21 protein-coding genes are annotated in these 25,633 nt (G+C 58.8%); 6 read left to right on the top strand and 15 right to left on the bottom strand.

Annotated elements, in window-relative coordinates; translation table 11 throughout:
• Positions 1-23: 23 nt before the first annotated feature.
• Complete coding sequence (locus MMW58_RS07475; protein WP_241723015.1) at positions 24-3,299, bottom strand: DUF5107 domain-containing protein; 3,276 nt, start codon at positions 3,297-3,299, stop codon at positions 24-26.
• Between the two features lie 113 nt (positions 3,300-3,412).
• On the opposite strand from MMW58_RS07475, the gene MMW58_RS07470 reads away from it, so the two are divergent.
• Positions 3,413-4,606: an ROK family transcriptional regulator gene (locus MMW58_RS07470; protein WP_133601163.1), complete on the top strand. Its 1,194-nt coding sequence runs from the start codon at positions 3,413-3,415 to the stop codon at positions 4,604-4,606.
• A 77-nt stretch (positions 4,607-4,683) separates the two neighbouring features.
• On the top strand, positions 4,684-5,106 hold the full coding sequence (locus MMW58_RS07465; RefSeq protein WP_128877428.1) for a DoxX family protein: 423 nt from the start codon (positions 4,684-4,686) through the stop codon (positions 5,104-5,106).
• Between the two features lie 66 nt (positions 5,107-5,172).
• On the opposite strand, the gene glyA is transcribed toward MMW58_RS07465, so the two are convergent.
• The gene (glyA, locus tag MMW58_RS07460; protein WP_045856360.1) at positions 5,173-6,426 is read right to left on the bottom strand and encodes a serine hydroxymethyltransferase; all 1,254 of its coding nucleotides are present in this window, start codon (positions 6,424-6,426) and stop codon (positions 5,173-5,175) included.
• A 322-nt stretch (positions 6,427-6,748) separates the two neighbouring features.
• Here glyA and hmpA point away from each other — a divergent pair, with 322 nt between their 5' ends.
• Positions 6,749-7,939, top strand: coding sequence for an NO-inducible flavohemoprotein (hmpA, locus tag MMW58_RS07455; protein WP_133601161.1), 1,191 nt, complete (start codon positions 6,749-6,751; stop codon positions 7,937-7,939).
• A gap of 37 nt (positions 7,940-7,976) precedes the next feature.
• Here hmpA and glnB read toward each other — a convergent pair whose 3' ends face one another.
• From glnB to purL, 5 genes are all read right to left on the bottom strand, one after another.
• Positions 7,977-8,315, bottom strand: coding sequence for a nitrogen regulatory protein P-II (gene glnB, locus MMW58_RS07450; RefSeq protein ID WP_041146740.1), 339 nt, complete (start codon positions 8,313-8,315; stop codon positions 7,977-7,979).
• Between the two features lie 65 nt (positions 8,316-8,380).
• Positions 8,381-9,718: a two-component system response regulator GlrR gene (gene glrR, locus MMW58_RS07445; protein WP_045856364.1), complete on the bottom strand. Its 1,338-nt coding sequence runs from the start codon at positions 9,716-9,718 to the stop codon at positions 8,381-8,383.
• Positions 9,705-10,409 (bottom strand): two-component system QseEF-associated lipoprotein QseG, encoded by a 705-nt coding sequence (gene qseG, locus MMW58_RS07440; RefSeq protein ID WP_241723700.1) that lies wholly within the window; start codon positions 10,407-10,409, stop codon positions 9,705-9,707. The genes glrR and qseG overlap by 14 nt, the downstream gene beginning before the upstream one ends.
• 17 nt (positions 10,410-10,426) lie before the next feature.
• Complete coding sequence (locus MMW58_RS07435; RefSeq protein ID WP_133601158.1) at positions 10,427-11,863, bottom strand: sensor histidine kinase; 1,437 nt, start codon at positions 11,861-11,863, stop codon at positions 10,427-10,429.
• A 662-nt stretch (positions 11,864-12,525) separates the two neighbouring features.
• Entirely contained in the window at positions 12,526-16,413 is a 3,888-nt protein-coding gene (gene purL / locus MMW58_RS07430; RefSeq protein WP_133601157.1) for a phosphoribosylformylglycinamidine synthase, read from the bottom strand.
• A 174-nt stretch (positions 16,414-16,587) separates the two neighbouring features.
• On the opposite strand from purL, the gene mltF reads away from it, so the two are divergent.
• Positions 16,588-18,204 (top strand): membrane-bound lytic murein transglycosylase MltF, encoded by a 1,617-nt coding sequence (gene mltF, locus MMW58_RS07425; protein ID WP_241723014.1) that lies wholly within the window; start codon positions 16,588-16,590, stop codon positions 18,202-18,204.
• On the opposite strand, the gene tadA is transcribed toward mltF, so the two are convergent.
• Positions 18,201-18,707, bottom strand: a complete 507-nt coding sequence (tadA, locus tag MMW58_RS07420) for a tRNA adenosine(34) deaminase TadA (protein ID WP_133601155.1) — start codon at positions 18,705-18,707, stop codon at positions 18,201-18,203. The genes mltF and tadA overlap by 4 nt on opposite strands.
• 60 nt (positions 18,708-18,767) lie before the next feature.
• On the bottom strand, positions 18,768-19,391 hold the full coding sequence (yfhb, locus tag MMW58_RS07415; RefSeq protein WP_166646238.1) for a phosphatidylglycerophosphatase C: 624 nt from the start codon (positions 19,389-19,391) through the stop codon (positions 18,768-18,770).
• 220 nt (positions 19,392-19,611) lie between these two features.
• On the opposite strand from yfhb, the gene MMW58_RS07410 reads away from it, so the two are divergent.
• Positions 19,612-20,460: a MurR/RpiR family transcriptional regulator gene (locus MMW58_RS07410; RefSeq protein WP_045856377.1), complete on the top strand. Its 849-nt coding sequence runs from the start codon at positions 19,612-19,614 to the stop codon at positions 20,458-20,460.
• 56 nt (positions 20,461-20,516) lie between these two features.
• Positions 20,517-20,777 carry a YfhL family 4Fe-4S dicluster ferredoxin gene (locus tag MMW58_RS07405; RefSeq protein ID WP_045856379.1) on the top strand — a complete coding sequence of 87 codons (261 nt, stop codon included), beginning with the start codon at positions 20,517-20,519 and terminating at the stop codon, positions 20,775-20,777.
• On the opposite strand, the gene acpS is transcribed toward MMW58_RS07405, so the two are convergent.
• The 6 genes from acpS to lepB form a co-directional block, all read right to left on the bottom strand.
• Entirely contained in the window at positions 20,774-21,154 is a 381-nt protein-coding gene (gene acpS / locus MMW58_RS07400) for a holo-ACP synthase (RefSeq protein WP_159237913.1), read from the bottom strand. The two genes, MMW58_RS07405 and acpS, sit on opposite strands and share 4 nt — an antisense overlap.
• Positions 21,154-21,885 carry a pyridoxine 5'-phosphate synthase gene (gene pdxJ, locus MMW58_RS07395; protein ID WP_045856382.1) on the bottom strand — a complete coding sequence of 244 codons (732 nt, stop codon included), beginning with the start codon at positions 21,883-21,885 and terminating at the stop codon, positions 21,154-21,156. Before pdxJ ends, acpS begins: the two co-directional genes overlap by 1 nt.
• An 8-nt stretch (positions 21,886-21,893) precedes the next feature.
• Positions 21,894-22,634, bottom strand: a complete 741-nt coding sequence (recO, locus tag MMW58_RS07390; RefSeq protein ID WP_041147718.1) for a DNA repair protein RecO — start codon at positions 22,632-22,634, stop codon at positions 21,894-21,896.
• 131 nt (positions 22,635-22,765) lie between these two features.
• A complete protein-coding gene (era, locus tag MMW58_RS07385) occupies positions 22,766-23,671 on the bottom strand; it encodes a GTPase Era (protein WP_095100195.1) in 906 nt (301 codons plus the stop codon).
• On the bottom strand, positions 23,668-24,348 hold the full coding sequence (gene rnc / locus MMW58_RS07380) for a ribonuclease III (RefSeq protein ID WP_041146753.1): 681 nt from the start codon (positions 24,346-24,348) through the stop codon (positions 23,668-23,670). The genes era and rnc overlap by 4 nt, the downstream gene beginning before the upstream one ends.
• Before the next feature lie 294 nt (positions 24,349-24,642).
• Positions 24,643-25,617, bottom strand: a complete 975-nt coding sequence (gene lepB / locus MMW58_RS07375; protein ID WP_159867995.1) for a signal peptidase I — start codon at positions 25,615-25,617, stop codon at positions 24,643-24,645.
• Positions 25,618-25,633: the final 16 nt, after the last annotated feature.

The raw sequence follows: 25,633 nt of genomic DNA, 5'->3' as shown, positions 1-25,633 counted from the left end.
GGCGCGAGCCCGCCGGTTGAGGTTCAGGAAAAAATGCCGCTTTGCAGGGCGTGGTCGATCAGATGCGCCTTATCATGGGCGGGGTTGACGGCCAGCAGTTGCTGAATCGCTCGCCGGTAGTCAGCCACATTCCCCAGACCCAGATATCCCAGCGCCTCAATAAACAGGCAGTGCTGCCGATGCTGCGCTGCCGCCGGGACGTCAAGCACCACCAGGTCAGGCAGCGAGACGGCGAAGAAATCAGCGTCCGGGACGTCGTCACGATGGCGTCGGGCCCAGTCGATGAAATTGTGGAAATGGCGGTCCGCCTGCTGCACGTCGCCGCTCTTGCGCAGCGCCATTCCCTGCCAGAAGAGATAGTCGGCGGGCTGATCGTTGTAGTAGCGACCGGCATCCAGCGACGATCCCCCCAGGCTCGCGCGCTGGTAACAGGCTGCGGCGCGCTGGGTCTCTCCCGCTTGTGCGGCGCAGTGGGCCAGCAAATACCAGATATCGTTATCCGTCTGCCCCGGAAGCCTTCCCTCCCCGAGGTTTAGGGGATAGCGCAGCGCCTCCTCCAGCCGCTGGGTCGCCGCAGAGTACGCCCGGCCCTCAATCGCCTGTAAGGCAACGTGCAGCTGGTTAAGCAGATATTGCCCCGTCACCTTGCCCTCCCCGCCCTCCCAGGGATGGAATTTTCGCGTACGGAGAATATCTGCGGCCTCGGCATAGCGCCCGCTGCTGTTCCACAGGCTGAGCAACTCGGCGGTGAGATCGTCCCGCTTCAGCACCACGGCGCGATGCGCCTGCAGATCGCGTAATCGATCGCCAACCGGCGCCCCGGTCAGCTTGTTGAGATAGTCGAGCTCGAAGAGAAAGCGCGCATTCTGCGGTTCAATGTCCACCGCTCGCTGCAGGCTGGCCAGCGCCTGGGGAAGATCCTGCCGCTTATTCCACGCGTAGACGCCAAGCAGGCGATGGGCCGGCGCGTAGTCTGGGTCTTTTGCCAGCACGTCACGCCAGCAGCTTACGGCATCCTCGTAGCGGCGCTTGCTATACCAGAAGCAGCCCAGCAGATAGCGGGCAAACGCGCTCTCTTCCAGCCGTTGCAGCATCCAGACTTCATCCAGCGTGTTGGGGAAGCGAACCCGCAGGGCGTGACAGCGCTGCGCCGAGGCGATGAACTGCTGGCGCTCGTCTGCATCTTCGCATAGCGCGGCGCGCCACAGCATCGGCAGCGCCTCCTGAGAATCCAGTAGCGCCAGCAGCGCCTGTGCAGACGACGGCTGTCCGATAGAGAGCAGCCATCCCGCCAGCAGGCTGGCATTGGCGCCTCTGCGGCCGGTGACGCGCAGCAGGTTTTCCCGGGATTCGCGATCCTGGCCAATCATCCAGCGCACGCAGTGCAGCGGGTAGCTCAGCGGATACTGCCCGAGGCATCGGTCGATATAATCCTGCGCCTCATCGCCGCGCCCTAATTTCGCCAGCGCCAGCGCCTTCAGGCCCATCGCGAGGTGGTTGGTGGCATTGAATTGCAGGCTGATGTCGACTTTTTCCAGCGCATCGGCAACCTCGCCGCGCTTCATCGCCAGCCGGGCCAGCGACCAGTAGGCCGCATCGCGGCTGCCGCCGCTCCATGAGGCTTTGTAATAGCTATCCCAGGCGCTGGCTTCATCCCCCTGCCTTTCCAGGGCGCTGGCGAGAAGCATGCTGGCCTCGCCGTCGCGCGGATTTTTATTCAGCCGATGGGCGCGCCGCAGCGCGGCGCGGGCGCACTGCTCCGCCAGCGGCCAGTCGGCGCCGTTGAGCGCCAGGGTGCCAAGAGCGACGTTATTTCGGTAATCCTCAGGATCAATCGCAATGGCCCGACGGTAGTAGTCTCCGGCGTAGCGGCTGGCGTGGTTATACTGCTCAAGATGCTGGCCAATGAAATAGAGCTCATCGCCATTGTCGATCTCGTCCGGCAGCGCCGGAGCGGTTGCTGGCTCCGGTAGCGGGGTCTGCTGGGCGAGATGCTCCTGATAATGCAGCAGCGGCTCGCCCTCGGCGCTTTTCGCCCGCAGGGTCAAGCGCGAAGCGCCATTCTCGGGTAGCGCGTGCTGCCAGCTTTCACCCGGCAGCAGGGTTAGCTGGGTTTCATAGAGCGGCTGATTATCCGCGCTCAGCTCCAGCACGATATTTTCCAGCGGCGCAATCGCATAGACTCCCAGCCGCAGCTGCTCATCTTCACGAACCAGCTTTAGCGCCAGGCGGGTATTCGCATTTTGCACCATTCCCAGCTCGCTATACGGCAGGAAGTTTTGGACAAAAATTTTCTCTTCATAGGGCGCAAGCCAGGTGAAATCGGGCTGGTTATCGGTAAAGACGCCGGTCATCAGCTCGATATAGGGACCATTAGCGTCGGTCAGATTGCGATCCCAGGCCTGGCCGAAATCACCATAGCCCCAGCTCCACTGCTTTTTACCCGGCGAGATATGGTGATCGGCGACGTGCAGCAGTCCGCCTCGTTCGTCGTGATGGTAGGCACCGACAAAATCATATGCTGATTTCTCTGCCATGTAGGAGGTCGGCACCGGGACATTCTTATAGCGGGAGATATCCACGCCCGCGCTGTAGTCCACTTTATAGTAGGTGCCGGTGGCGATGGGGAAGGCAGAAACGTCGCGCTTGCCGTGATCGAACACGGCGGTAACGTCAGGTGGGAACACGCTCTGGTGGGCATCTCCGCCCTTCACAGCCGGGTTGGCCCACCATAAGAAGTGGCGCGGCGTGGCGTTGCCGTTAAAGACCTTGCCGGTAATTTCAATCAGCGCGCGGTCGGGGTAAAGGGTAAAACCGGCCATGACCTGCAGCCCGCGCATGGGCTCGGCTTCGCCCATCCATACGGTTTGCACGCCGCCCTCCCCCTGCTGGATGGTAAAATCAACGGGCATAAAGGTTGTCGGACGATGGTGCTGCGGCCAGTTAAACTCGATCCCGCCGGATATCCACGGCCCGAGCAGGCCGACCAGCGCCGGTTTCACCACTTCGTTGTAGTAGACGAAATCACGCTGCTTAACTTTATCGTAGGCGCGATGGATGCGGCCGCCGAGCTCCGGCAGCAGCATGACGCGAATGAAATCATTCTCCATCCACACCGCCCGATAGTCGCGCATCTCCCGCTCGCCGGTTAAGGTATCAACCACGCCATAGGGGTACACGCTGCCGGAGGAACCCTGATAGACCCGCTTTTCGAGGAACATCGGGTTAGGATCCTCCGCTCCCGTCGTCCAAGTCGGGAGTGTAATCGTTTCCTGCCAGACCTTAACCGAACCGTGCATAGCGCTCTCCACTAAAATTAATTAAGTAAAAACCTGATGGAGGCGAGTTTATAATCTTGATTAGCGGTTAAAATGCGCAATGCTCACGCAATATAGTTAAGGGAGTTAAGTGTATGCAGCTAACCGGATTCAACAACGTTCGGGTCAGGCAGGCCAACAAATCAATCTTTCTGGCCTGTTTGTGGCGGGAAAAGCAGCTCAGCAAATCGCAGCTCGCTCAGCTCAGCGGGCTTTCCATTCCGGCGGTGAGCAACATACTCGACGAGCTGCTCGGCGAAGGCCTCATCAGCCATTCTGCAGAAAAAATGAGCAATCGGGGCGTCAATAGCGGTAGCTTTCAGATCCCGCTGCACGGCGCCTGGACGCTATGTATGAATATCACCCCCACCAGCATTGAGTACCAGCTCGCCGACGCTCGCCTGCTGGCCGTCGACGCGCACCAGCATATTCGTATCGATGCGCCGACGCCTCAGGCTTTACTGGTAGCGATTATCGACTGCTGGCGCCGCGTCCACCGCCGCTATCCGCAGCATAAAATCAACGTCGCGCTGGGTGTTCACGGGCAGGTAGATCCGGTAACCGGCGTTTCGCAAACCATGCCGCAGGCGCGCTGGAAAACGCCTGTCGAACTCAAATATTTACTTGAGGAGGAGCTCGGCGTTCAGGTCAGGGTCGATAATGACTGCGCCATGCTGGCGCTGGCCGAAAAATGGCAGAACAGCGCTGCGCCGCAGGATTTTTGCGTGATCAACGTCGATTACGGTATTGGTTCATCGTTTGTTATTAACGATCAGATCTACCGCGGAAGCCTCTACGGCAGCGGCCAGATTGGCCATACGATCGTCAATCCTGACGGCACGGCCTGCGACTGCGGACGCTATGGCTGTCTGGAAACCATCGCCTCGCTCAGCGCGCTGAAAAAGCAGGCTCGGGTGTGGCTAAAAACCCAGCCGGAGGTGCAGCCCTCCCCCGAAAAACTCACCACCGAGTCGCTTATTGCGGCCTGGGAACGGGGCGACGTGCATATCCGCGCCTGGGTTGAACGCTCCGCCAACGCCATTGGCCTGAGCCTGTATAACTTCCTCAATCTGCTCAATATTAATCAGATATGGCTCTATGGCCGCAGCTGCGCTTTTGGCGAGCAGTGGCTCAACACCATTGTTAAACAAACCAGCTTCAACCCCTTTGACCACGGCGACGCTCCGCGCGCGCATGCTACCCAAATTAGCTTCGGTCGGCTCACCCGCCCGCAGCAGCTGCTGGGTATTGGCTATCTGTACGTGGAGGAGGCGCTGGAGAAAATTTAGACGCCGGTCTCAATTCGTGGCGGGGAGCAAAATTGTGTATTACGTTTAAAGAACACGTCTTTCATAAGGTGCTGGTTATGAACGCATTACGCTATTTTGATTTTGGTTCCTCGCGCCACGTACTGCTCCTGATTGCACGAATTGCCGTCGTGCTGCTGTTTATCATCTTTGGCTACCCAAAGCTGATGGGGTTTAGCGGCACCGTGCAGTATATGGCGTCATCCGGCGCGCCGCTGCCGACGCTGGCGGCCATTATTGCTATCGTGATGGAGGTTCCGGCAGCGATCCTGATTATTCTCGGCTTCTTCACGCGTCCGCTGGCGGTTATTTTTATTTTTTATACGCTGGGTACGGCGGTTATTGGCCACCACTACTGGGATATGTCCGGCGATGCGGTAATGCCAAATATGATTAACTTCTATAAAAACGTCAGCATTGCCGGCGCCTTCCTGCTGCTGGCGATAGTCGGCCCGGGCGCCATCTCCCTCGACCGCCGTTAGTCATCGGGCAACGGACGTAAAAAAGGCCGCATTCGCGGCCTTTTATTCGCTTTCAACAGCTAAGCGTTATGCGTAAACCGGGAAGCGGGCGCAGATATCCAGAACTTTACCTTTAACGCGCTCGGTTACCGCTTCGTCATTAATATTGTCCAGAATGTCACACATCCAGCCGGCCAGCTCTTTCACTTCCGCTTCTTTGAAACCGCGGCGAGTCACGGCCGGAGAACCGATACGGATACCGGAAGTCACAAACGGGCTCTTCGGATCGTTCGGCACACTGTTTTTGTTCACGGTGATGTTGGCGCGGCCCAGGGCGGCGTCAGCTTCTTTACCGGTCAGGTTCTTATCAACCAGATCCAGCAGGAACAGGTGGTTTTCAGTACCGCCGGAGACCACTTTGTAGCCGCGGTTCAGGAACACTTCCACCATCGCTTTAGCATTCTTAGCGACCTGCTGCTGGTAGACCTTGAACTCAGGCTCCATCGCTTCTTTCAGCGCCACGGCTTTTGCAGCGATAACGTGCATCAGCGGGCCGCCCTGGGCGCTTGGGAAGACGGCAGAGTTCAGCTTTTTGTACAGCTCTTCGCTACCGCCTTTCGCCAGGATCAGGCCGCCGCGCGGACCCGCCAGGGTTTTATGGGTCGTGGTGGTCACAACGTGAGCGTGCGGAACCGGGTTCGGATAGACGTCAGCGGCGATCAGGCCGGCGACGTGGGCCATATCAACGAACAGGTAAGCGCCGATGCTGTCGGCGATTTCACGCATTTTTGCCCAGTCAACGACGCCGGAATAGGCAGAGAAGCCGCCGATGATCATCTTCGGCTTGTGGGTCTGCGCCTGCTTCGCCATGTCTTCGTAGTCAATTTTACCGGACTCATCAATACCGTAAGGGATGATGTTGTAGAGCTTGCCGGAGAAGTTAACCGGGGAGCCGTGAGTCAGGTGGCCACCCTGCGCGAGGTTCATGCCGAGAACGGTATCGCCCGGCTGCAGCAGAGCGGTGTAAACCGCGAAGTTAGCCTGAGAACCGGAGTGCGGCTGCACGTTGGCGTAATCGGCGCCAAACAGCTCTTTTGCGCGATCGATAGCCAGCTGCTCGACGACATCCACGTATTCGCAGCCGCCGTAGTAGCGCTTGCCCGGATAGCCTTCGGCATATTTGTTGGTCAGCTGAGAACCCTGAGCCTGCATCACGCGCGGGCTGGTGTAGTTCTCGGAGGCGATCAGTTCGATGTGCTCTTCCTGACGTACTTTTTCCTGCTCCATAGCCTGCCACAGTTCGGCATCATAATCGGCAATGTTCATTTCACGCTTTAACATCCGCATCTCCTGCTCAGCTAACAATAAATTACAGCTCTAAATGGGGGCCTTTTTGGGCGACGGCCCACAGTATAACTGAATCGTTCGGTGATAACAGGTCTTGACAAACGATTTTACGCAAACGTTTGGCTCCGCATGACACAAGGCTTTGAGCAATAACGCCTCTACGATTATCAACGGATTTCTTTTCAGGTTTGTGATGCAAATTCTTCAGGTTGTAACTGTTTTAATGCGGAGTGTTAAAGAACCATTTACATTGCAGGGTTATTTATATAAGATGCATTTAAAATGCATCATTAAGATAACACTAAAGGAAGCTGCTATGCTCGACGCTCAAACCATCGCTACGGTCAAAGCCACCATTCCCCTGCTGGTCGAAACGGGTCCTAAGCTGACCGCCCACTTCTACGATCGCATGTTTGCTCATAACCCCGAACTCAAAGAAATCTTCAATATGAGCAACCAGCGCAACGGCGATCAGCGTGAAGCGCTGTTTAACGCTATTGCTGCCTACGCGAGCAATATCGATAACCTGGCGGCCCTGCTGCCGGCGGTAGAGAAAATCGCGCAGAAGCATACCAGCTTCCAGATCCGTCCGGAGCAGTACAATATCGTCGGCGGCCACCTGCTGGCGACGCTGGATGAAATGTTCAGCCCGGGCCAGGAAGTCCTTGATGCGTGGGGCAAAGCCTACGGCGTGCTGGCTAACGTCTTTATCAATCGCGAAGCCGAAATCTATCAGGATAGCGCCAGCAAGACCGGCGGCTGGGAAGGAACCCGCGCCTTCCGCATCGTGAAGAAAACCCCGCGCAGCGCGCTGATCACCAGCTTCGAAATGGAGCCGGTGGACGGCCAGCCGGTTGCCGACTATCAGCCGGGCCAGTACCTGGCCGTCTGGCTGAAGCCAGAAGGGTTTGAATATCAGGAGATTCGCCAGTACTCCCTGACGCGTAAGGCGGATGGCAAAGGCTATCGTATCGCCGTGAAGCGCGAGAGCGGCGGCCAGGTATCTAACTGGCTGCACAATGCGTCAAGCGAAGGGGACGTTGTCCACCTGGCAGCGCCGGCGGGTGACTTCTTCCTTACCGTTGATGCCCAAACCCCGGTAACGCTGCTCTCCGGCGGCGTCGGCCAGACGCCAATGCTGGCAATGCTGGATTCGCTGGCAAAAGCGCGCCATCCGGCGCAGGTTAACTGGTTCCACGCGGCGGAAAACGGTGAGGTTCACGCCTTTGCCGATGAGGTCAGCGCGCTGGGCGCGGCCCTGCCTAAGTTTGCGTCTCACGTCTGGTATCGCAGCCCAGGTGAAGAGGACCGTCAGGCGGCGCGTTTTAATAGCGAAGGTTTGATGGATTTGACCGCTCAGGCCGAGAGCCTGCGCGACCCGCAGATGCAGTTCTACCTCTGCGGCCCGGTGGCCTTTATGCAGCATGCTGCAAAGCAGCTGGTGGCGCTTGGGGTCAATAGCGAGCGCATTCATTACGAATGCTTTGGCCCGCACAAGGTGCTGTAACTGATGCCCCTCTCCCCGCCGGGGAGAGGGTTAAAACTTAAATCGCTTCGTCGTCTTCTTCGCCGGTACGGATACGGATCACGCGCGCCACGTCAAAGACAAAGATTTTGCCATCGCCGATTTTACCGGTCTGCGCCGTGCGGATAATGGTATCGACGCAGGTATCGACGATATCATCCGTGACCACGATTTCGATTTTCACTTTTGGCAGAAAATCCACCATATACTCCGCACCGCGGTACAGCTCGGTATGGCCCTTCTGACGGCCAAAACCCTTCACTTCCGTTACCGTCATCCCGGTGATGCCGACTTCCGCCAGCGCTTCACGCACGTCATCCAGCTTGAAAGGTTTAATAATCGCATCAATCTTTTTCATGGTGTTCCTGTCTTAGTCGCGTAACCGGTTGCTTACCGTATCATAACTTGCGCTATGCCGCGGAGCTACTCTTTAAAGTCGTTGGCGTCGAGCTCGTGGCGCGACAGCAGTTTATAAAATTCGGTGCGGTTGCGTCCGGCCATTCTGGCCGCGTGCGTCACGTTGCCTTTGGTTATTTGCAGCAGCTTGCGCAGGTAGTTCAGCTCAAACTGGTTACGCGCCTCAACGAAGGTCGGCAGCGCGGTATTTTCGCCTTCCAGCGCCTGCTCCACCAGCGCGTCGCTGATCACCGGCGATGAGGTCAGCGCCACGCACTGCTCAATCACGTTCACCAGTTGACGCACGTTGCCCGGCCATTTGGCGGCCATCAGCCGCTTCATCGCATCGGTCGAGAAGGCGCGGACAAACGGCTTGTGCCGGTCGGCCGACTGCCGCAGCAGATGGTTGGCAAGAAGCGGGATATCCTCGGTGCGATCGGCGAGAGGCGGGATCTTGAGGTTCACCACGTTCAGGCGATAAAACAGATCTTCGCGGAACTCGCCGCGGGCCATCGCCTTAGGCAGGTCGCGGTGGGTGGCGGAGACGATCCGCACGTCGATGTCAATATCGCGGTTGCTACCCAGCGGGCGGACCTTGCGCTCCTGCAGGACGCGCAGCAGTTTTACCTGCAGGGCCACCGGCATATCGCCGATCTCATCGAGGAACAGCGTGCCCCCTTCGGCAGCCTGGAACAGCCCTTCCCGATTGCTGACCGCGCCGGTAAAGGCGCCGCGGGCGTGGCCAAACAGCTCCGACTCCAGCAGCTGTTCCGGCAGGGCGCCGCAGTTAATGGCGACAAACGGCTTAGCGTGGCGCGGGCTGGCGTTATGAATCGCCTGGGCGACGATCTCTTTGCCGGTGCCGCTCTGGCCGTTAATCAGCACGCTGACGTCCGACTGCGCCACCATGCCCGCCTGCTCCAGCAGACGCTGCATCAGCGGGCTACGGGTCACAATCGCCTGACGCCAGCGCTCGTCCGTCGTCGGCGCGCTGTGCTCCAGCGCGTCATCAATGGCTTTGTACAGGGCGTCTTTGTCTACCGGCTTAGTCAGGAAGCTGAACACCCCCTGCTGGGTCGCGGCCACCGCCTCCGGAATCGAGCCGTGGGCGGTGAGAATAATCACCGGCATTCCCGGCTGCACCTTCTGGATTTCGGCAAACAGCTGCAGGCCGTCCATTTCATCCATGCGTAAATCGCTGACCACCAGGTCGACCTTGTCGCGCCCCAGCACGCGCAGCGCCTCCGGGCCGCTTTCGGCAGTGGTCACGCTGTATCCTTCGCTGACAAGGCGCATCCCCAGCAGCTTCAGCAGCCCTGGATCATCGTCCACCAGCAGCAGGCGCGCGGGTTTACGGCTCGTCATGCGTGGCCTCCAGGATTTTTTCGCCGCCGTGCCCGACGTCAGAATTAAAATTGCCGCCCGGCTTGCGGGTGGAGAGCTGACGCTCGATATCGGTGAGATTTTCCAGCTTACGCGTGGTGAGCTCCAGCTCGCCGCGCAGCTGCTGCTCCTGCTGGCGCAGCGCGTCGAGTTCGGCATCGCTGGTCTGCTGTAGCTTCGCGTAGCGGGAGCGTTCGTCCACCAGCTGCAGCTGTCGGCTCTGGCCGTCGCGCCAGAGCTGGTAAAGCGGGCGCACCTGGACGGCTATTTGCGAGCTGAAGGTGTCCAGGCGAGAAACCAGCTCGCGCCGCTCGTCGGGGGTAATTTTGGCGTCCGCCAGCAAAATGCCGCGCTTAAACGCATCCTGCCAGCGGTCGTCATCGTGAAGCCGGGCTTCCGCCCGCGCCTGCGCCGGAGAAAGGCGATCGGCGCAGTCAATTCCGCGCAGCCAGTAGAGCGGATTTTTATCGCTGATATCCCCGCTCAGGGACCAGATATCCGCGCACTCAACCGAGAGGAAATCCGCCACCTGGTGCTGCGGCAGCTCGGGCTGCGCCTTGTCGCCTGCCGCGTGCGGTGATAAAGCCGTGGAACATCCGGCCAGCGCCAGGCAGGAAATGCCGGTCAGCACCCAGACCTTGACGGGACGAAACCATGCGAAAAAGTGGGACATAGTCACCCATTGTTGATTCATGTGTTGATTTTTCCCGGCTCGGCGGCGGGAAGCGTGATGCGAAAACAGATAAGCCCGGGTAGATCGTCGACCAGGCTTAGCTCGCCCTGCATTTGTCGAACGCAGTCCCGAGCAATGCTTAGCCCGAGGCCGCTGCCTTTTACCGCCCCTTTACGCTGGTGACTTCCCTGATAAAAGGGCTCAAAAATCATTTTTCTTTCCACTGGCGGTATCGGCTCGCCGCTGTTGCTTACGTCGATGCGCACCTGCTCGCCGTGCCGGTAGCTATGAATATGAATGTTACCGGATTCAGCACCATAGTGCACCGCATTGGAGTAGAGATTATCCAGCACGCTCGCCAGCAAATCCGGCTCCGCCTGGCAGAATCGGGCCTCCAGGCTGAGATCCGTGCGCATCAGTTTAGCTCTTGCCGGCAGGCTGTGGGCAGAAACAACGCTTTCGACCAGCTCCGCGAGGTTAACGGTCTCGCGCGCCACCGGGCCGTCGGCCTGTTTGCGGTTGTAATCAAGCAGCTGTTCAATCAGCTTTTGCAGGTTGCGGCTGCTGGCGTCGAGGATCTCGACAATCTCCTGCTGCTCGGCGGTCAAAGGCCCGGCAACGCGGTCGGCAAGCAGCTCCGTACCTTCGCGCATGCTGGCTAAGGGCGTTTTCAGCTCATGGGAGAGATGGCGCAAAAACTGATGCCGCTGCGACTCCAGCCAGGCCAGGCGCTCGCTCAGCCAGATAATGCGTTCGCCGACCGAGCGCAGCTCGCGTGGCCCGGTGAACAGCGCCGCGTTATCCAGCGACTTCCCCTCCCCCAGCCGGTTAATCATCTTCTCAATCCCTTTTACCGGGCCGATGATCATGCGGGTAAACAGCAGCACCAGCGCCAGGCTCAGCAGGAACAGCACCAGCGCCTGCCAGCCGAAGAACTGCCCGCGTTCGGCGATCTCCTGCTGCAGCTGCTGCCCGCGCGAATAAACAACCGTTCGGGTGGCCTGCACCATCACGCTGTTGGCCGTAGCGAAGGCTTCCAGGCTCTCTGCCGACTTCGCGTCGGGACTGCTGTTTTTGCACCTCAGCTGCGCCAGGTCGCTCAAATCCTGGCTCAGGGCCTGCCAAATTTTCTCATCCGGCAGCACGCCGGCGTGCGCGTCCAGCATTTCGCTGTAGCGCTGGCGCTGATTTTGATAAACCTTCGCCAGCGTCGGATCGTCCAGCACGCAGTACTGGCGGTAGCTGCGCTCCATTTCCAGCGAAGCGTTAACCATCGCCTCGCTGCGCCGGGCGTCAACCAGGGTGGTGCGGTTGATGTGCGCGGCCTGGGCGCTGAGAGCGTTCAGGCTCTGCCACGCCTGCCAGGCCAGAACCAGCAGCGGTAGCAGGATCAGCACAAAGGAGAGCGTCACCAGCTGGCGCAACGATCGGGGGAAAAGGGAGAGTCGCTTCAAGTATATAGCCTCAAACATTCGCTTAAGACGATGCTAACCGAGGACGCCGCAGAGTAACAGGTGCAATCAGCAGATCTGCCGCACGAAGGGAGACGGGCCGGGGCATTTCCCGTCAACGGCGCGGATCATTATCCCCGCGCGCCGACGGCTTGCCATACCGCAGACATAATAAAGCCAGGCATTTGCCTGGCTTTATTAAGAAATAAGGCGGTGCCTAACTCGACGTTTCGCCCGATGGCTGATAAAGCAGAGCTATTATCAGGAGTTGGACGGCAGGCACCTTGTTGTGCGTCATTCGAAGTTTATGTAGCGCGTCCCGAAGGGGCTGACATAAGAAGGTGAATGAGCCACTGCATATTATTATGCACGTTCTATGCCACATTACAAAACATTTTATTAACACAATGAAATATAAATGGTTTTCTATATTTCAAACCCTCGACGGTGAGGTCTGTTTTTTAGCCACTGTGTCGCCATTTAGCAACACTTAAACACTGACTTAGCAACCACCTTTAAAATCAGGTAGTTAAATGTCTCCTTTTAGAGACACCCCTCCCCGGCGTTTGTCGGTAAATCCCGACACCCTGCAGCGATAGCCATCACAAACAAAAAGGCCCCCCGCTTTCGCGGGAGGCCTTTTAGAGCATCAGCCAGGGCTCGGTTTAGCCCAGCTGCTTACGCGCGTTGCGGAAAATACGCATCCACGGGCTGTCCTCGCCCCAGTTTTCCGGGTGCCAGGAGTTTGCCACGCTGCGGAAGACGCGCTCAGGGTGCGGCATCATGATGGTGGCGCGGCCGCTTTCGCTGGTAACGGCGGTAATCCCGTTCGGCGAACCGTTCGGGTTCGCCGGGTAGCTTTCGGTCACTTTACCGAAGTTATCAACGAAACGCAGCGCGACCAGGCCTTTGCTCTCAAGCTGCGCCAGATGCGCGCCGTCGCGAACCTCCACCTGCCCTTCACCGTGAGACACGGCGATAGGCATCATTGAGCCGACCATTCCCTGCAGCAGCAGAGACGGGCTTTGCGTCACTTCAACCAGGCTGAAGCGCGCCTCAAAGCGGTCAGAATAGTTACGTACGAAACGCGGCCACAGGTCGCTTCCCGGGATCAGCTCCCGCAGGTTGGACATCATCTGACAGCCGTTACACACGCCCAGCGCCAGGGTCTGCGGACGATGGAAGAAGGTCGCAAACTCATCGCGCACGCGGTCGTTGAACAGAATCGATTTCGCCCAGCCTTCGCCCGCCCCCAGCACGTCGCCGTAGGAGAAGCCGCCGCAGGCCACCAGCGCCTGGAAGTCGGCAAGGCCGGTACGGCCCGCAAGCAGGTCGCTCATATGCACGTCAACGGCATCAAAGCCCGCGCGATGGAAGGCCGCGGCCATCTCAACGTGCGAGTTAACGCCCTGCTCGCGCAGTACCGCCACCTTCGGACGCGCGCCGGTCGCAATGTACGGCGCGGCAATATCTTCGTTGATATCGAAAGAGAGCTTAACGTTGAGGCCAGGATCGCTATCGTTGCTTTTCGCGGCGTGCTCGCTATCGGCACACTCGGGGTTATCGCGCAGACGCTGCATCTGCCAGGTGGTTTCTGCCCACCACATACGCAGCGTAGAACGGCTTTCGCTGAATACCGGGCTGCCGTCGGCGGTGATGACGAAGCGATCGCTCGCCGTTGCCTGACCCAGGTAGTGGGTGCAATCCGCCAGACCGTGGGAGGCCAGCAGCGCTTCAACCGCCTCGCGATCCGCGGCGCGAACCTGAATAACCGCCCCGAGCTCTTCGTTGAACAGCGCCGCCAGGCTATCGTCGCCCAGCGCAGCGATATCCACATCCACGCCGCAGTGGCCGGTGAAGGCCATCTCGGCCAGCGTCACCAGCAGGCCGCCGTCGGAACGGTCGTGGTATGCCAGCAGCTTGCGTTCAGCCACCAGCGCCTGCATTGCATCCCAGAAGCCTTTCAGCTGCGCGACGTCACGAACGTCCGCCGGGGTATCGCCCAGCTGGCGATAAACCTGCGCCAGCGCGGTCGCGCCCAGCGCGTTGCGGCCGTTGCCTAAATCAATCAGCAGCAGGGCATTGTCTTCGGTCAAGAGCTGCGGCGTCACGGTGCGGCGCACGTCTTCCACGCGGGCAAAGGCGGTGATCACCAGCGACAGCGGAGAGGTCATCTCGCGCTGCTCGCTGCCTTCCTGCCAGCGGGTTTTCATCGACATTGAATCTTTGCCGACCGGGATAGTCAGGCCCAGAGCCGGGCACAGCTCTTCGCCAACCGCTTTCACCGCTTCGTACAGACCGGCATCTTCGCCCGGGTGTCCGGCCGCTGCCATCCAGTTTGCCGAAAGCTTCACGCGATTCAGCGCACCAATTTGCGTTGCCGCCACGTTGGTCAGCGCTTCCCCGACCGCCAGGCGGGCGGAGGCCGCGAAATCGAGTAATGCCACCGGCGAACGTTCGCCAAGGGCCATTGCTTCGCCGTAGTAGCTATCGAGGCTGGCGGTGGTAACCGCGCAGTTCGCCACCGGGATCTGCCATGGGCCAACCATCTGATCGCGCGCCACCATGCCGGTAACGGTGCGGTCGCCGATGGTGACGAGGAAGGTTTTTTCCGCCACAGCCGGCAGGTGCAGAACGCGATTTACCGCGTCGGCAACGGTTATTCCCTGGCGATTCAGCGCTTCGCCTTTGGCCTTCAGGGTCTGCACGTCGCGGGTCATTTTCGGCGTTTTGCCCAGCAGCACGTCCAGCGGCAGATCGATCGGCTGGTCGTTGAAATGGCTGTCGCTCATATTCAGATGCAGCTCTTCGGTGGCGTCACCAATCACGGCGTAAGGCGCGCGCTCGCGGCGGCACAGCTCGTCGAACAGCGGCAGCTGGTCCGGCGCCACTGCCAATACGTAGCGTTCCTGGGATTCGTTACACCAGATTTCCAGCGGGCTCATGCCCGGCTCGTCGCTGAGGATATCGCGCAGCTGGAATTTACCGCCGCGGCCGCCGTCGCTCACCAGCTCCGGCATGGCGTTCGAAAGGCCGCCCGCGCCGACGTCATGGATAAACAGAATCGGGTTGCCGTCGCCCAGCTGCCAGCAGCGGTCAATGACCTCCTGACAGCGGCGCTCCATTTCCGGGTTGTCGCGCTGGACGGAGGCGAAATCGAGGTCCGCATCAGACTGGCCGGATGCCATAGACGAGGCCGCACCGCCGCCGAGGCCAATGTTCATCGCCGGGCCGCCGAGCACGATAAGCTTCGCCCCAACGATAATTTCGCCTTTCTGGACATGATCGGCGCGAATGTTGCCGATGCCGCCAGCCAGCATGATCGGCTTGTGGTAGCCGCGCAGCTCTTCGCCGTTGTGGCTGGTAACCTTTTCTTCATAGGTGCGGAAGTAGCCGTTCAGCGCCGGACGACCAAATTCGTTGTTAAACGCCGCGCCGCCCAGCGGGCCGTCGGTCATGATATCCAGCGCGGTCACGATGCGGTCCGGTTTGCCAAAGTCCTCTTCCCACGGCTGCTCAAAGCCCGGGATGCGCAGGTTAGAGACCGAGAACCCGACCAGGCCCGCTTTGGGTTTTGCCCCGCGTCCGGTTGCGCCTTCATCGCGAATCTCACCGCCGGAACCGGTCGCTGCGCCCGGCCACGGAGAAATCGCCGTCGGGTGGTTGTGCGTTTCTACCTTCATCAGGATATGCGCCGCTTCCTGATGGTAGTCATAAACCCCGTCCTGATGGCTGGCGAAGAAGCGCCCAACCTCTGAACCTTCCATGACCGCGGCGTTGTCTTTGTAAGCGGACAGAACGTAGTCCGGGGTCTTCTCAAAGGTATTTTTGATCATCTTAAACAGCGACTTCGGCTGCTGCTCGCCGTCGATGACCCAGTCGGCGTTAAAAATCTTGTGGCGGCAGTGCTCGGAGTTAGCCTGCGCGAACATATAGAGTTCGATATCGTTCGGGTTACGGCCCAGCGTTTTGAAAGCATCCTGCAGGTAGTCGATTTCGTCGTCCGCCAGCGCCAGCCCCAGACGGAGGTTGGCGTCAATTAGCGCCTGACGGCCCTGGCCCAGCAGATCGACGCTGGTGACCGGCTTAGGCTGATGCTGAGCGAACAGCTTCGCGCCCTCTTCCAGCGCGTCGAATACGCTTTCCATCATTCGGTCGTGCAGCTCGTCTGCAACAACGGCCCACTGCTCTGCGCTCAGCGTGCCGGCTTCAACGTAGTAGGCTACGCCGCGCTCAAGGCGCACAACCTGTGCCAGGCCGCAGTTATGGGCGATATCGGTAGCTTTAGAAGACCAGGGGGAGATGGTGCCAGGGCGGGGGGTGACGAGCAGTAATTTACCGGTTGGGGTATGGCTACTTAAGCTTGGGCCATACTTGAGCAGTCGTGCCAGCCTCTCGCGATCCTCGCCGCCGAGCGGGGCGTTCAGGTCGGCAAAATGAACATACTCTGCATATATTGTGCTTACCGGGATGTTGGCCGCCTGGAAACGTGCCAGCAGTTTATTGATACGAAATGCCGACAGTGCAGGTGAACCACGCAAAATTTCCATCATAAGTCTCTCGTCTTCGAAGCTTTCAATATGAGCCAGGGGGGAAACGGGCGCTATTATAGTGAATCCTGCGCCCTGACGAAACCGTTTGCGTGGAAATAAAATCATTCGCCGCGTTTATCATTAAATGTGACCTCTATCGCGAATAAGTTGCCAACTGGCGCATTCTTAAGCAAAATGCCGCTCATTCACCGACAACCTTTTACTTTTTCCGGTCATAGTCTGCTGAGGAACACAGAGCTGCAGAAGATTAACTATCTGAAAAAACTAAAGATTAATTATCTGCTCATCGGCATTGTTACCTTATTGCTGGCGGCTGCCCTGTGGCCGTCGATCCCGTGGTCGGGAAAACCAGAGAACCGCGTGGCGGGAATTATGTCGCGCGGGGAGCTGCGCATCAGCACCCTCAATTCGCCGATGACCTTTGCGACCATCAATGACAAAACCTACGGTCTTGATTACGAGCTGGCGCAGCAGTTCGCCGACTACCTCGGCGTAAAGCTGAAGATCACCGTTCGGCAGAATATCAGCCAGCTGTTTGACGATCTGGACAGCGGGAAGGCCGACATGCTCGGCGCCGGGCTGGTCTACAACTCCGAGCGGGTGAAGAACTATCAGCCGGGACCGAGCTACTACTCCGTATCGCAGCAGCTGGTCTACCGGGTCGGCAGCCCCCGCCCGCGCACCCTTGCTACTCTCAATGCCGACCAGCTGGCTATCGCGCCGGGCCACGTCGCCATTAACGACCTGCAGAGCCTGAAGGAGAGCAAGTACCCCGATCTCGGCTGGCGCGTCGATGAAAAGCGCGGCACCACGGCGCTAATGCAGGCGGTGATCGATGGCGATCTGAGCTACACCATCGCCGATTCCGTGGCGGTCAGCCTGTTTCAGCGCGTTCATCCTGAGCTGGCGGTCGCGCTGGATATCAGCGATGAGCAGCCGGTGACCTGGTTTAGCGTGAAGGGCGAAGACAACTCGCTCTCGGCGGCGATGCTCGATTTCTTCAACAACATTAATGAAGACGGCACCCTGGCGCGGCTGGAAGAGAAGTATCTCGGGCACGGCAACGATTTCGATTATGTCGATACGCGCACCTTCCTGCGGGCGGTAGAGAATGTCCTGCCGGACCTGCAGCCGATGTTTGAAAAGTACGCCCGCCAGATCGACTGGCGCCTGCTGGCAGCGATTGCCTGGCAGGAGTCGCACTGGGATCCGCAGGCCACCTCACCGACCGGGGTTCGCGGGATGATGATGCTCACCAGAAACACCGCTCAGAGCCTGGGATTAACCGACCGCACCGATGCCGAGCAGAGCGTCAACGGCGGCATGCGCTATCTGCAGGATATGATGAACAAGGTTCCGGATTCGGTCCCCAAAGATGAGCGGATCTGGTTTGCGCTGGCGGCGTACAATATGGGCTACGCGCATATTCTCGACGCCATCGCCCTGACGAAAAAACAGCAAGGGAATCCTAACAGCTGGGCAGACGTGAAGCAGCGCCTGCCGCTGCTCAGCCAAAAATCCTACTATAGCAGGCTGAAATACGGCTACGCGCGGGGCCATGAAGCCTACGCTTACGTCGAGAACATTCGCAAATACCACATTAGCCTGGTCGGCTATCTGTCCGAGAAGGAGAGGAAGGACCAGCAGGCGCTGGCGATGGCCGGTGACTATCCGGCGGTTATGCCGGATGAGGTAGATAAAAAGGAAGAGCAGGCGCTACCGTTTTTCAAATTCCGCACCGAAGCGCTGGTCGATAACGCCAGGTTCAAAATCCCCGGGATGAGCCACTAGCCCTCGCCCGCCTGATGCGCCTTTTTCAGCGCCTTTTTCTCTTCCCGCCGCCAGCGGAAAAAATCGCTCAGCATGGCCGAACATGACTCGGCGAGAACGCCTTCAGCGATCTCAACCCGATGGTTCATCCCCGGATGGTGCAGCACGTCGATAAGCGATCCGGCGGCGCCGGTTTTCGCATCCCGGGCGCCAAATACCAGCCGCGAGATGCGGCTATGCACCATCGCCCCGGCGCACATCACGCAGGGCTCGAGCGTCACGTACAGCGTAGCGTCAATCAGGCGGTAGTTTTGCAGCACCAGCCCGCCCTGGCGGATGGCCATGATCTCAGCGTGCGCGGTCGGATCGTGACGGCCGATCGGACGATTCCAGCCCTCGCCGATGACCTGGTTATTGTGTACCAGCACGGCGCCCACCGGCACCTCGCCCTCTTCCCAGGCGCGTTTAGCCAGCGTCAAAGCGTGACGCATCCAGTATTCATCATTGCGTTCATGGTCAGACAAAGCGGGACTCCTGTGCAAAAGCGGGGCGCATTATACATGCCGGCCGCGCATTAGACACTATCACTCTAGCTGATGCAGATCGCCCTGCGGCGTCACCCGCCAGCGGTGCTGGCAAAAGCAGAGCAGCGGATTATCCTGCTCGCTGTCGCTGTAGCCGCTATACAGCCGCAGCGGCGCGCCAATTTGTTGCTCCAGCTGCACCACTTTTTCATGCCCCAGGCAGCGCAGAGTCAGGACCCAGCCGCCGTAGCGGCGCGCCATTCTGCTGGCGATGAGGTTCACTCTCGGTAGCCAGGGCGTATCAAAATAGACCTGCTCCACCAGCGACTGCGGTGAACCGGTAATCAGCCAGACGTCGGCATCGGTGCTGGTCAAATAGCCCGTTAGCCGGGCATGCACCACCGGGAACGCCGTCACGTGCTGGCGAAACCAGCGGACAAAGTTCGCCTCAAGACGCTTGAGCTTCGCCTCGCTGCGCCCGCAGGTGGAGGCCCACAGCAGCAGGCTCATCGGCCAGCGCGCCGCCCTGCCGTTGACCAGCAGTCCGCCGAGGATAACCGGCAGCAAAAGCAGTACCGGCAGCAGATTCAAAGGCTGATGACGCAGAACGTAGCGTATGAAGCTGCCAAACATATCCTGCTGATGCAGGGTTCCATCAAGATCAAAAAAGACCACCCGACGCATAGCGCTATTCAAACTCAACCTCTTCTTTTCGTCATTCCGGCTGCCCGCTAGCTTACCAGCCTTGCACCCTTAATATTAAAAACATCTGCGGGCGTTGAATTTAGGTTAAGGTCGTTGATTAATAAATCTCAGCGCCAGAATTTTTAATTCGCCATAATCCTCTTATAATCGAATACAAAATTCTTTCAGCAGAGGGTGAAGGCTGTCCTCAGGAAAACCTATGAACTGTTTAATCCGCATTCGCCAGCGCTATCCGTCGCTGGCGGCAAGCGATAAGAAGCTGGCTGATTTTATCCTCGCCGAGCCGGACCAGACCCGGCACCTGAGCTCGCAGCAGCTGGCGGGTGAAGCGGGCGTCAGCCAGTCGAGCGTGGTGAAATTCGCTCAGAAGATGGGCTTCAAAGGTTTCCCGGCCCTGAAGCTGGCGCTGAGCGAAGCGCTGGCCAGCGCGCCCGACCCGCAGTCGGTACCGGTGCATAACCAGATCCTCGGCGACGATCCGCTGCGTCTGGTGGGCGAAAAGCTGATTAAGGATAACGTGGCGGCGATGCACGCCTCGCTGGACGTGAACAGCGAAGAGAAGCTGCTGGAGGCCGTTGCGCTGCTGCGCACCGCCCGTCGGGTCATTATTACCGGCATCGGCGCCTCGGGCCTGGTGGCGCGCAACTTCAGCTGGAAGCTGATGAAGATTGGCGTCAACGCCGTCGCCGAGCAGGATATGCACGCCCTGCTGGCCACCGTCCAGGCGATGTCGCCAGACGATCTGCTGCTCGCTATCTCCTACTCCGGCGAGCGGCGGGAAATCAACATGGCGGCGGCAGAAGCCCTGCGCGTTGGCTGTCGGATCCTGGCGATCACCGGCTTCAGCCCCAACGCGCTGCAGCAGCAGGCCTCCCAGTGCCTGTACACCATTGCCGAAGAGCAGGCGACGCGCAGCGCGGCGATCTCCTCGACCAGCGCGCAGATGATGCTGACGGACCTGCTGTTTATGGCGCTGGTCCAGCAGGATCTTGAGCATGCGCCGGACCGTATTCGCCACAGCGAGGCGCTGGTGAAAAAGCTGGTGTGAGCAGAAAATGGGCGTATAATGCCCGCCCTGTTTGTGTTGTTTCTGAGAATTACCTGATGGCGCTGTTAATTACCAAAAAATGCATCAACTGCGATATGTGCGAACCGGAATGTCCGAACGAGGCCATTTCGATGGGTGATAGCATTTATGAAATTAACAGCGATCGCTGCACGGAATGCGTGGGTCATTACGAAACGCCCACCTGTCAAAAAGTGTGCCCGATCCCCAATACGATCCTCAAAGATCCGGCGCACCTCGAGAACGAAGAGCAGCTGTGGGATAAGTTTGTGCTGATGCACCACGCGGATAAAATCTAGCTTTCGATAATGACCGTTGCGCAGGCGTAATGGCGCTCATCGGCCAGCGTGACGTGAACCGCGCTGACTCCCAGACGCTCCGCCAGATTCTTCGCCTCGCCCCACAGGCGCAGCTTCGGTTTACCCAGCTCATCGTTGTAAACCTCAAACTGGTTAAAAGCCAAACCGTTACGAATCCCGGTACCTAGCGCTTTTGCCGCCGCCTCTTTCACCGCAAAGCGCTTGGCCAGAAAACGCACCGGCTGCTGGTGCTGCTCCCAGATTGCCCACTCGCTATCGCTTAAAACGCGGCGGGCAAGGCGATCGCCGCTGCGGGCGATCACCGCTTCAATGCGGGCAATTTCAACGATATCCGTGCCCAGCCCGAGAATAGCCATTAAGGACGGGCTTCCTGCATCAGGCGCTTCATTTCAGCAACCGCTTCCTTCAGGCCGCTCATCACCGCGCGACCGATAATCGCGTGGCCAATATTCAGCTCATGCATTTCCGGCAGTCGGGCGATGGCCTTGACGTTGTGGTAGGTCAGACCGTGGCCGGCATTGACCTTCAGGCCAAGGCTGGCGGCGTAGGTGGCCGCTTTGGCAATGCGCTCGAGCTCTTTGGCCTGCTGCGCGTCGCTTTCGGCATCCGCGTAGCAGCCGGTATGAATTTCGATATAGGGCGCGCCCACTTCCGCCGCCGCCTTAATTTGCGCAAAATCGGCATCAATGAACAGCGAAACCAGAATGCCGGCATCGGCAAGGCGCTGGCAGGCGTCGCGCATTTTTTCGCGCTGGCCGGCCACGTCCAGGCCGCCTTCGGTGGTCACTTCCTGACGCTTTTCCGGCACCAGGCAGCAGAAATGCGGTTTGGTTTCGCAGGCGATCGCCAGCATCTCTTCGGTCACCGCCATTTCGAGGTTCATGCGGGTATCCAGCGTCTGGCGCAGGACGCGCACGTCGCGGTCGGTGATATGGCGGCGGTCTTCGCGCAGATGCACGGTGATACCGTCGGCGCCGGCCTGCTCGGCGATAAACGCGGCCTGTACCGGGTCCGGGTATGCGGTGCCGCGAGCGTTACGTAGCGTAGCGATATGGTCAATGTTGACCCCTAACAGTAATTCAGCCATGACAATCCTCATTGTTCATTATTTGTTTTATCTGCTCGCGCCGCTCTGGCGGGAATAAACTGGCGAAACAGCTCCCGGCTCTTTAGCGGTTTGCCGCCAAGATACGGCTTCAGGGCGATACGGGTAAAGCGTTTGGCAGCACGTAAGGCATCGCTATCCGGGAATTCACGGTTAGCCAGCGCCTTCAAATGGTGCCCGGTAAAGCTGTTGTTATCAATAACCAGGCTGGCGATAAAGCCTTTTTCTTCGCGGTAGCGATAGGTCATGGTATCGGAGACCGCTTCGCCGCTGCCGGCGCAGTGCAGGAAATCGACGCCGTAGCCCAGATGCCCGAGCAGGGCCAGCTCGAAGCGGCGTAAAGCCGGCTCCGGCGTACCGCTCGCGCCGGCGAGCGCCTGGAGGCAGTGCAGGTAGTCGAAAAAGAGTTCAGAGAAGCGGGTTTCGTGCTCGAGCACCCGGGAGAGCAGCTCGTTAACGTAGAGGCCGCTGTAGAGCGTTATCCCGCTGAGCGGTAGCGCCAGCGAAACGGCCTCGGCGCTGCGCAGCGTTTTGACTTCGCCTCGGCCGCCAAAGCGGAGCAGTAAGGGGGTAAAAGGTTGGAGAGCGCCTTTGAGGCTGGAGCGTTTGGAACGCGCGCCTTTAGCAACGAGGCGCACGCGGCCCGACTCTTCCGTGAAGACGTCCAGCATCAGGCTGGTTTCGCTCCACGGGCGGCTATGCAGGACGAAAGCGCGCTGCCAGCCTTCCATCATACTCGTCGTCTTTCAGGTTGCCGGCGCGCCGGCTGCGTCCAGTCCCCCCGGTCGCTTACGCCAGTAAGCTCCCGGAGACTCGCGGTCTTGCCGCCTGCCTGCACCTCGAAAGCCATGGAGTAGCAAACTCAGAGATCGTCAACGTAACCGAGGCTGCGCAGCGCGCGCTCGTCGTCGGCCCAGCCGGATTTGACCTTCACCCACAGTTCGAGGTGAACCGGCGCTTCGAACATATCCTGCATGTCTTTACGCGCTTCAATACCGATGGTTTTGATTTTGGCGCCTTTGTTGCCAATAACCATCTTCTTCTGACCTTCGCGCTCAACCAGGATCAGGCCGTTAATATCATAACCGCCGCGTTCGTTGGTCTGGAAACGCTCGATCTCTACCGTTACGGAGTACGGCAGCTCGGCCCCGAGGAAGCGCATCAGCTTCTCACGGATGATTTCAGAAGCCATAAAGCGCTGGGAGCGATCGGTAATGTAATCTTCCGGGAAGTGATGAATCGCTTCCGGCAGATGCTTGCGCACGATCCCGGCGATGGTATCGACGTTAGTTCCGGTTTCCGCGGAAATCGGCACGATATCGAGGAAGTTCATCTGGCTTGCCAGGAACTGCAGGTGCGGCAGCAGATCGGCCTTCTCCTGCACGTTATCGACTTTGTTCACCGCAAGAATAACCGGCGCTCTGGCGTCGCGCAGCTTGCCCAGCACCATTTCGTCGTCCGCGGTCCAGCGGGTGCCTTCAACAACGAAGATCACCAGCTCAACGTCGCCAATCGAGCTGCTCGCCGCTTTGTTCATCAGGCGGTTGATCGCCCGCTTCTCTTCCATATGCAGGCCCGGGGTATCAACGTAGATTGCCTGATACGGCCCTTCGGTATGGATGCCGACGATGCGGTGACGGGTGGTCTGCGCTTTACGAGAAGTAATCGAGATCTTCTGCCCAAGCAGTTTGTTCAACAGCGTGGATTTACCCACGTTCGGGCGGCCAACGATGGCAACAAACCCGCAATAACTTTTTTCTTCGCTCATTCCAGCTCCAGCTTTTTCAGCGCCTGTTCGGCGGCAGCCTGCTCCGCCTTGCGACGGCTGGAACCCGTGCCGACCACCGGTTCACTCAGGCCGCTAACCTGGCAGTGGATAGTAAATTCCTGATCGTGTGCTTCCCCGCGCACCTGAACGACCAAATACGATGGCAGCGGCAGGTGGCGACCCTGCAGATACTCCTGCAGGCGGGTCTTCGGATCTTTTTGCTTATCGCCCGGGCTAATTTCGTCCAGACGAGTTTGGTACCAGGAGAGGATCAGACGTTCGATATTCTGAATATCGCTGTCGAGGAAGACCCCGCCAATTAACGCTTCGACGGTATCTGCCAGAATCGATTCACGACGGAAGCCACCGCTTTTCAATTCACCCGGCCCCAGACGCAGGCACTCACCCAGCTCGAATTCGCGAGCGATTTCCGCCAGCGTGTTGCCTCGTACCAGCGTCGCGCGCATGCGGCTCATATCGCCTTCGTCAACCCGAGGGAAACGATGGTAGAGCGCATTCGCGATCACAAAACTCAAAATAGAGTCACCTAAGAATTCCAGGCGCTCATTGTGTTTGCTGCTGGCACTGCGGTGAGTTAATGCCTGTTGCAACAGCTCCTGATGATTAAAAGTGTAGCCCAGCTTCCGTTGAAGCCGATTAATTACGATGGGGTTCATGCGTTACCAATAGATGAATGCGTCAAAAATGCAGCACACGAAACCGACCTGAGCATTCTCGCCAACTTCACGTTGCATGCGCGCTTGCTTGTCGCCTTTCTGCAACCCAAATTATTGAGAGAATAAACAACCAACGCGGTTTCGTGTGCAGTGTCACTCTTACGAGAGACAACCAAAACTTCGGGGGGATATTCTATACGCAACGACAGGGGATGTCGTTAGTTTGGATGGATTTAAATATTAAATAATTCACGCTGCCGATATTGCAGCGGCAGCGTGAATCGGGCAGGGAAATTAGTGGATGCTGCCGATGCGCGATAAACGCACGCCGGTTGGCCACTCGCCTTCCTGTTTTTCGAAGCTCATCCAGATAGCCGTGGCTTTACCCACCAGGTTGGCTTCCGGCACAAAGCCCCAGTAGCGGCTATCCGCGCTATTATCGCGGTTGTCGCCCATCATGAAATAGTGGCCCGGCGGCACAATCCAGGTCGCCAGCGGCAGACCGGACTGATGGTAGTACATCCCCACCTGATCCTGGGCAATCGGCACGGTCAGAATGCGGTGGGTAACGTCACCCAACGTCTCTTTGCGTTCGGTCAGACGGATGCCGTCCGCCTTGCTCTCGCCCTTCGGCAGCTGCCAGAATCCGCTGGTCGCTTCACCGCCGTTGCTGCGAGAGAAGGTCTGGACGAAATCGCTCGGCTCAACGTTAGAGTAAGTGACCGGCAGCGCGTTGCCGCACGCCTGTCCGGAACTGCATCCCGGCTGGATAGTGACCTGCTTAGCCAACGGATCGTAGGTGACTTTATCACCCGGTAAACCCACCGCGCGCTTGATGTAGTCGAGGCGCGGATCTTCCGGGTATTTAAACACCACGATATCGCCACGCTTCGGATGCCCGGTTTCGATCAGCGTTTTCTGATAGATAGGATCTTTAATCCCGTAAGCAAACTTCTCTACCAGAATAAAATCGCCGATCAGCAGCGTCGGCATCATTGAGCCTGACGGGATCTGGAAGGGTTCGTAAATAAACGAACGCACCACCAGCACGATCGCCAGCACCGGAAATACCGAGGCCCCGGTTTCCAGCCAGCCCGGTTTCGGGCCGACCTTCTTCAGCGTTGTTTTATCCAGGCCTTCAGCGGTCGCTTCCTGGGCTGCGGCCTGACCTGCGCGACGCTTCGGTGCGAAGATAAACTTATCCAGACACCATAAAAGCCCCGTTACCAGGGTTGCGATCACCAGGATCAGGGCAAACATGTTCGCCATGCCAACTCCTTAATGG

It is taken from the genome of Klebsiella sp. HC6 (genome assembly GCF_022605325.1).
In the GTDB taxonomy this organism is placed as follows: Bacteria; Pseudomonadota; Gammaproteobacteria; order Enterobacterales; family Enterobacteriaceae; genus Klebsiella; species Klebsiella terrigena.
Note: the sequence above shows the minus strand (reverse complement) of the source record. Positions and strands in the feature narration are given on the sequence as shown.

What these genes read in the sequence shown, in the direction of transcription:
- era (WP_095100195.1), bottom strand. Translation starts at nt 23,671, where the DNA reads ATGAGCGAAGAAAAAAGTTATTGCGGGTTTGTTGCCATCGTTGGCCGC.
- hmpA (WP_133601161.1), top strand. Translation starts at nt 6,749, where the DNA reads ATGCTCGACGCTCAAACCATCGCTACGGTCAAAGCCACCATTCCCCTG.
- glnB (WP_041146740.1), bottom strand. Translation starts at nt 8,315, where the DNA reads ATGAAAAAGATTGATGCGATTATTAAACCTTTCAAGCTGGATGACGTG.
- qseG (WP_241723700.1), bottom strand. Translation starts at nt 10,409, where the DNA reads ATGTCCCACTTTTTCGCATGGTTTCGTCCCGTCAAGGTCTGGGTGCTG.
- lepB (WP_159867995.1), bottom strand. Translation starts at nt 25,617, where the DNA reads ATGGCGAACATGTTTGCCCTGATCCTGGTGATCGCAACCCTGGTAACG.
- glyA (WP_045856360.1), bottom strand. Translation starts at nt 6,426, where the DNA reads ATGTTAAAGCGTGAAATGAACATTGCCGATTATGATGCCGAACTGTGG.
- rnc (WP_041146753.1), bottom strand. Translation starts at nt 24,348, where the DNA reads ATGAACCCCATCGTAATTAATCGGCTTCAACGGAAGCTGGGCTACACT.
- glrR (WP_045856364.1), bottom strand. Translation starts at nt 9,718, where the DNA reads ATGACGAGCCGTAAACCCGCGCGCCTGCTGCTGGTGGACGATGATCCA.
- purL (WP_133601157.1), bottom strand. Translation starts at nt 16,413, where the DNA reads ATGATGGAAATTTTGCGTGGTTCACCTGCACTGTCGGCATTTCGTATC.
- MMW58_RS07405 (WP_045856379.1), top strand. Translation starts at nt 20,517, where the DNA reads ATGGCGCTGTTAATTACCAAAAAATGCATCAACTGCGATATGTGCGAA.
- yfhb (WP_166646238.1), bottom strand. Translation starts at nt 19,391, where the DNA reads ATGCGTCGGGTGGTCTTTTTTGATCTTGATGGAACCCTGCATCAGCAG.
- recO (WP_041147718.1), bottom strand. Translation starts at nt 22,634, where the DNA reads ATGGAAGGCTGGCAGCGCGCTTTCGTCCTGCATAGCCGCCCGTGGAGC.
- MMW58_RS07475 (WP_241723015.1), bottom strand. Translation starts at nt 3,299, where the DNA reads ATGCACGGTTCGGTTAAGGTCTGGCAGGAAACGATTACACTCCCGACT.
- MMW58_RS07465 (WP_128877428.1), top strand. Translation starts at nt 4,684, where the DNA reads ATGAACGCATTACGCTATTTTGATTTTGGTTCCTCGCGCCACGTACTG.
- pdxJ (WP_045856382.1), bottom strand. Translation starts at nt 21,885, where the DNA reads ATGGCTGAATTACTGTTAGGGGTCAACATTGACCATATCGCTACGCTA.
- mltF (WP_241723014.1), top strand. Translation starts at nt 16,588, where the DNA reads ATGCCGCTCATTCACCGACAACCTTTTACTTTTTCCGGTCATAGTCTG.
- MMW58_RS07470 (WP_133601163.1), top strand. Translation starts at nt 3,413, where the DNA reads ATGCAGCTAACCGGATTCAACAACGTTCGGGTCAGGCAGGCCAACAAA.
- MMW58_RS07410 (WP_045856377.1), top strand. Translation starts at nt 19,612, where the DNA reads ATGAACTGTTTAATCCGCATTCGCCAGCGCTATCCGTCGCTGGCGGCA.
- acpS (WP_159237913.1), bottom strand. Translation starts at nt 21,154, where the DNA reads ATGGCTATTCTCGGGCTGGGCACGGATATCGTTGAAATTGCCCGCATT.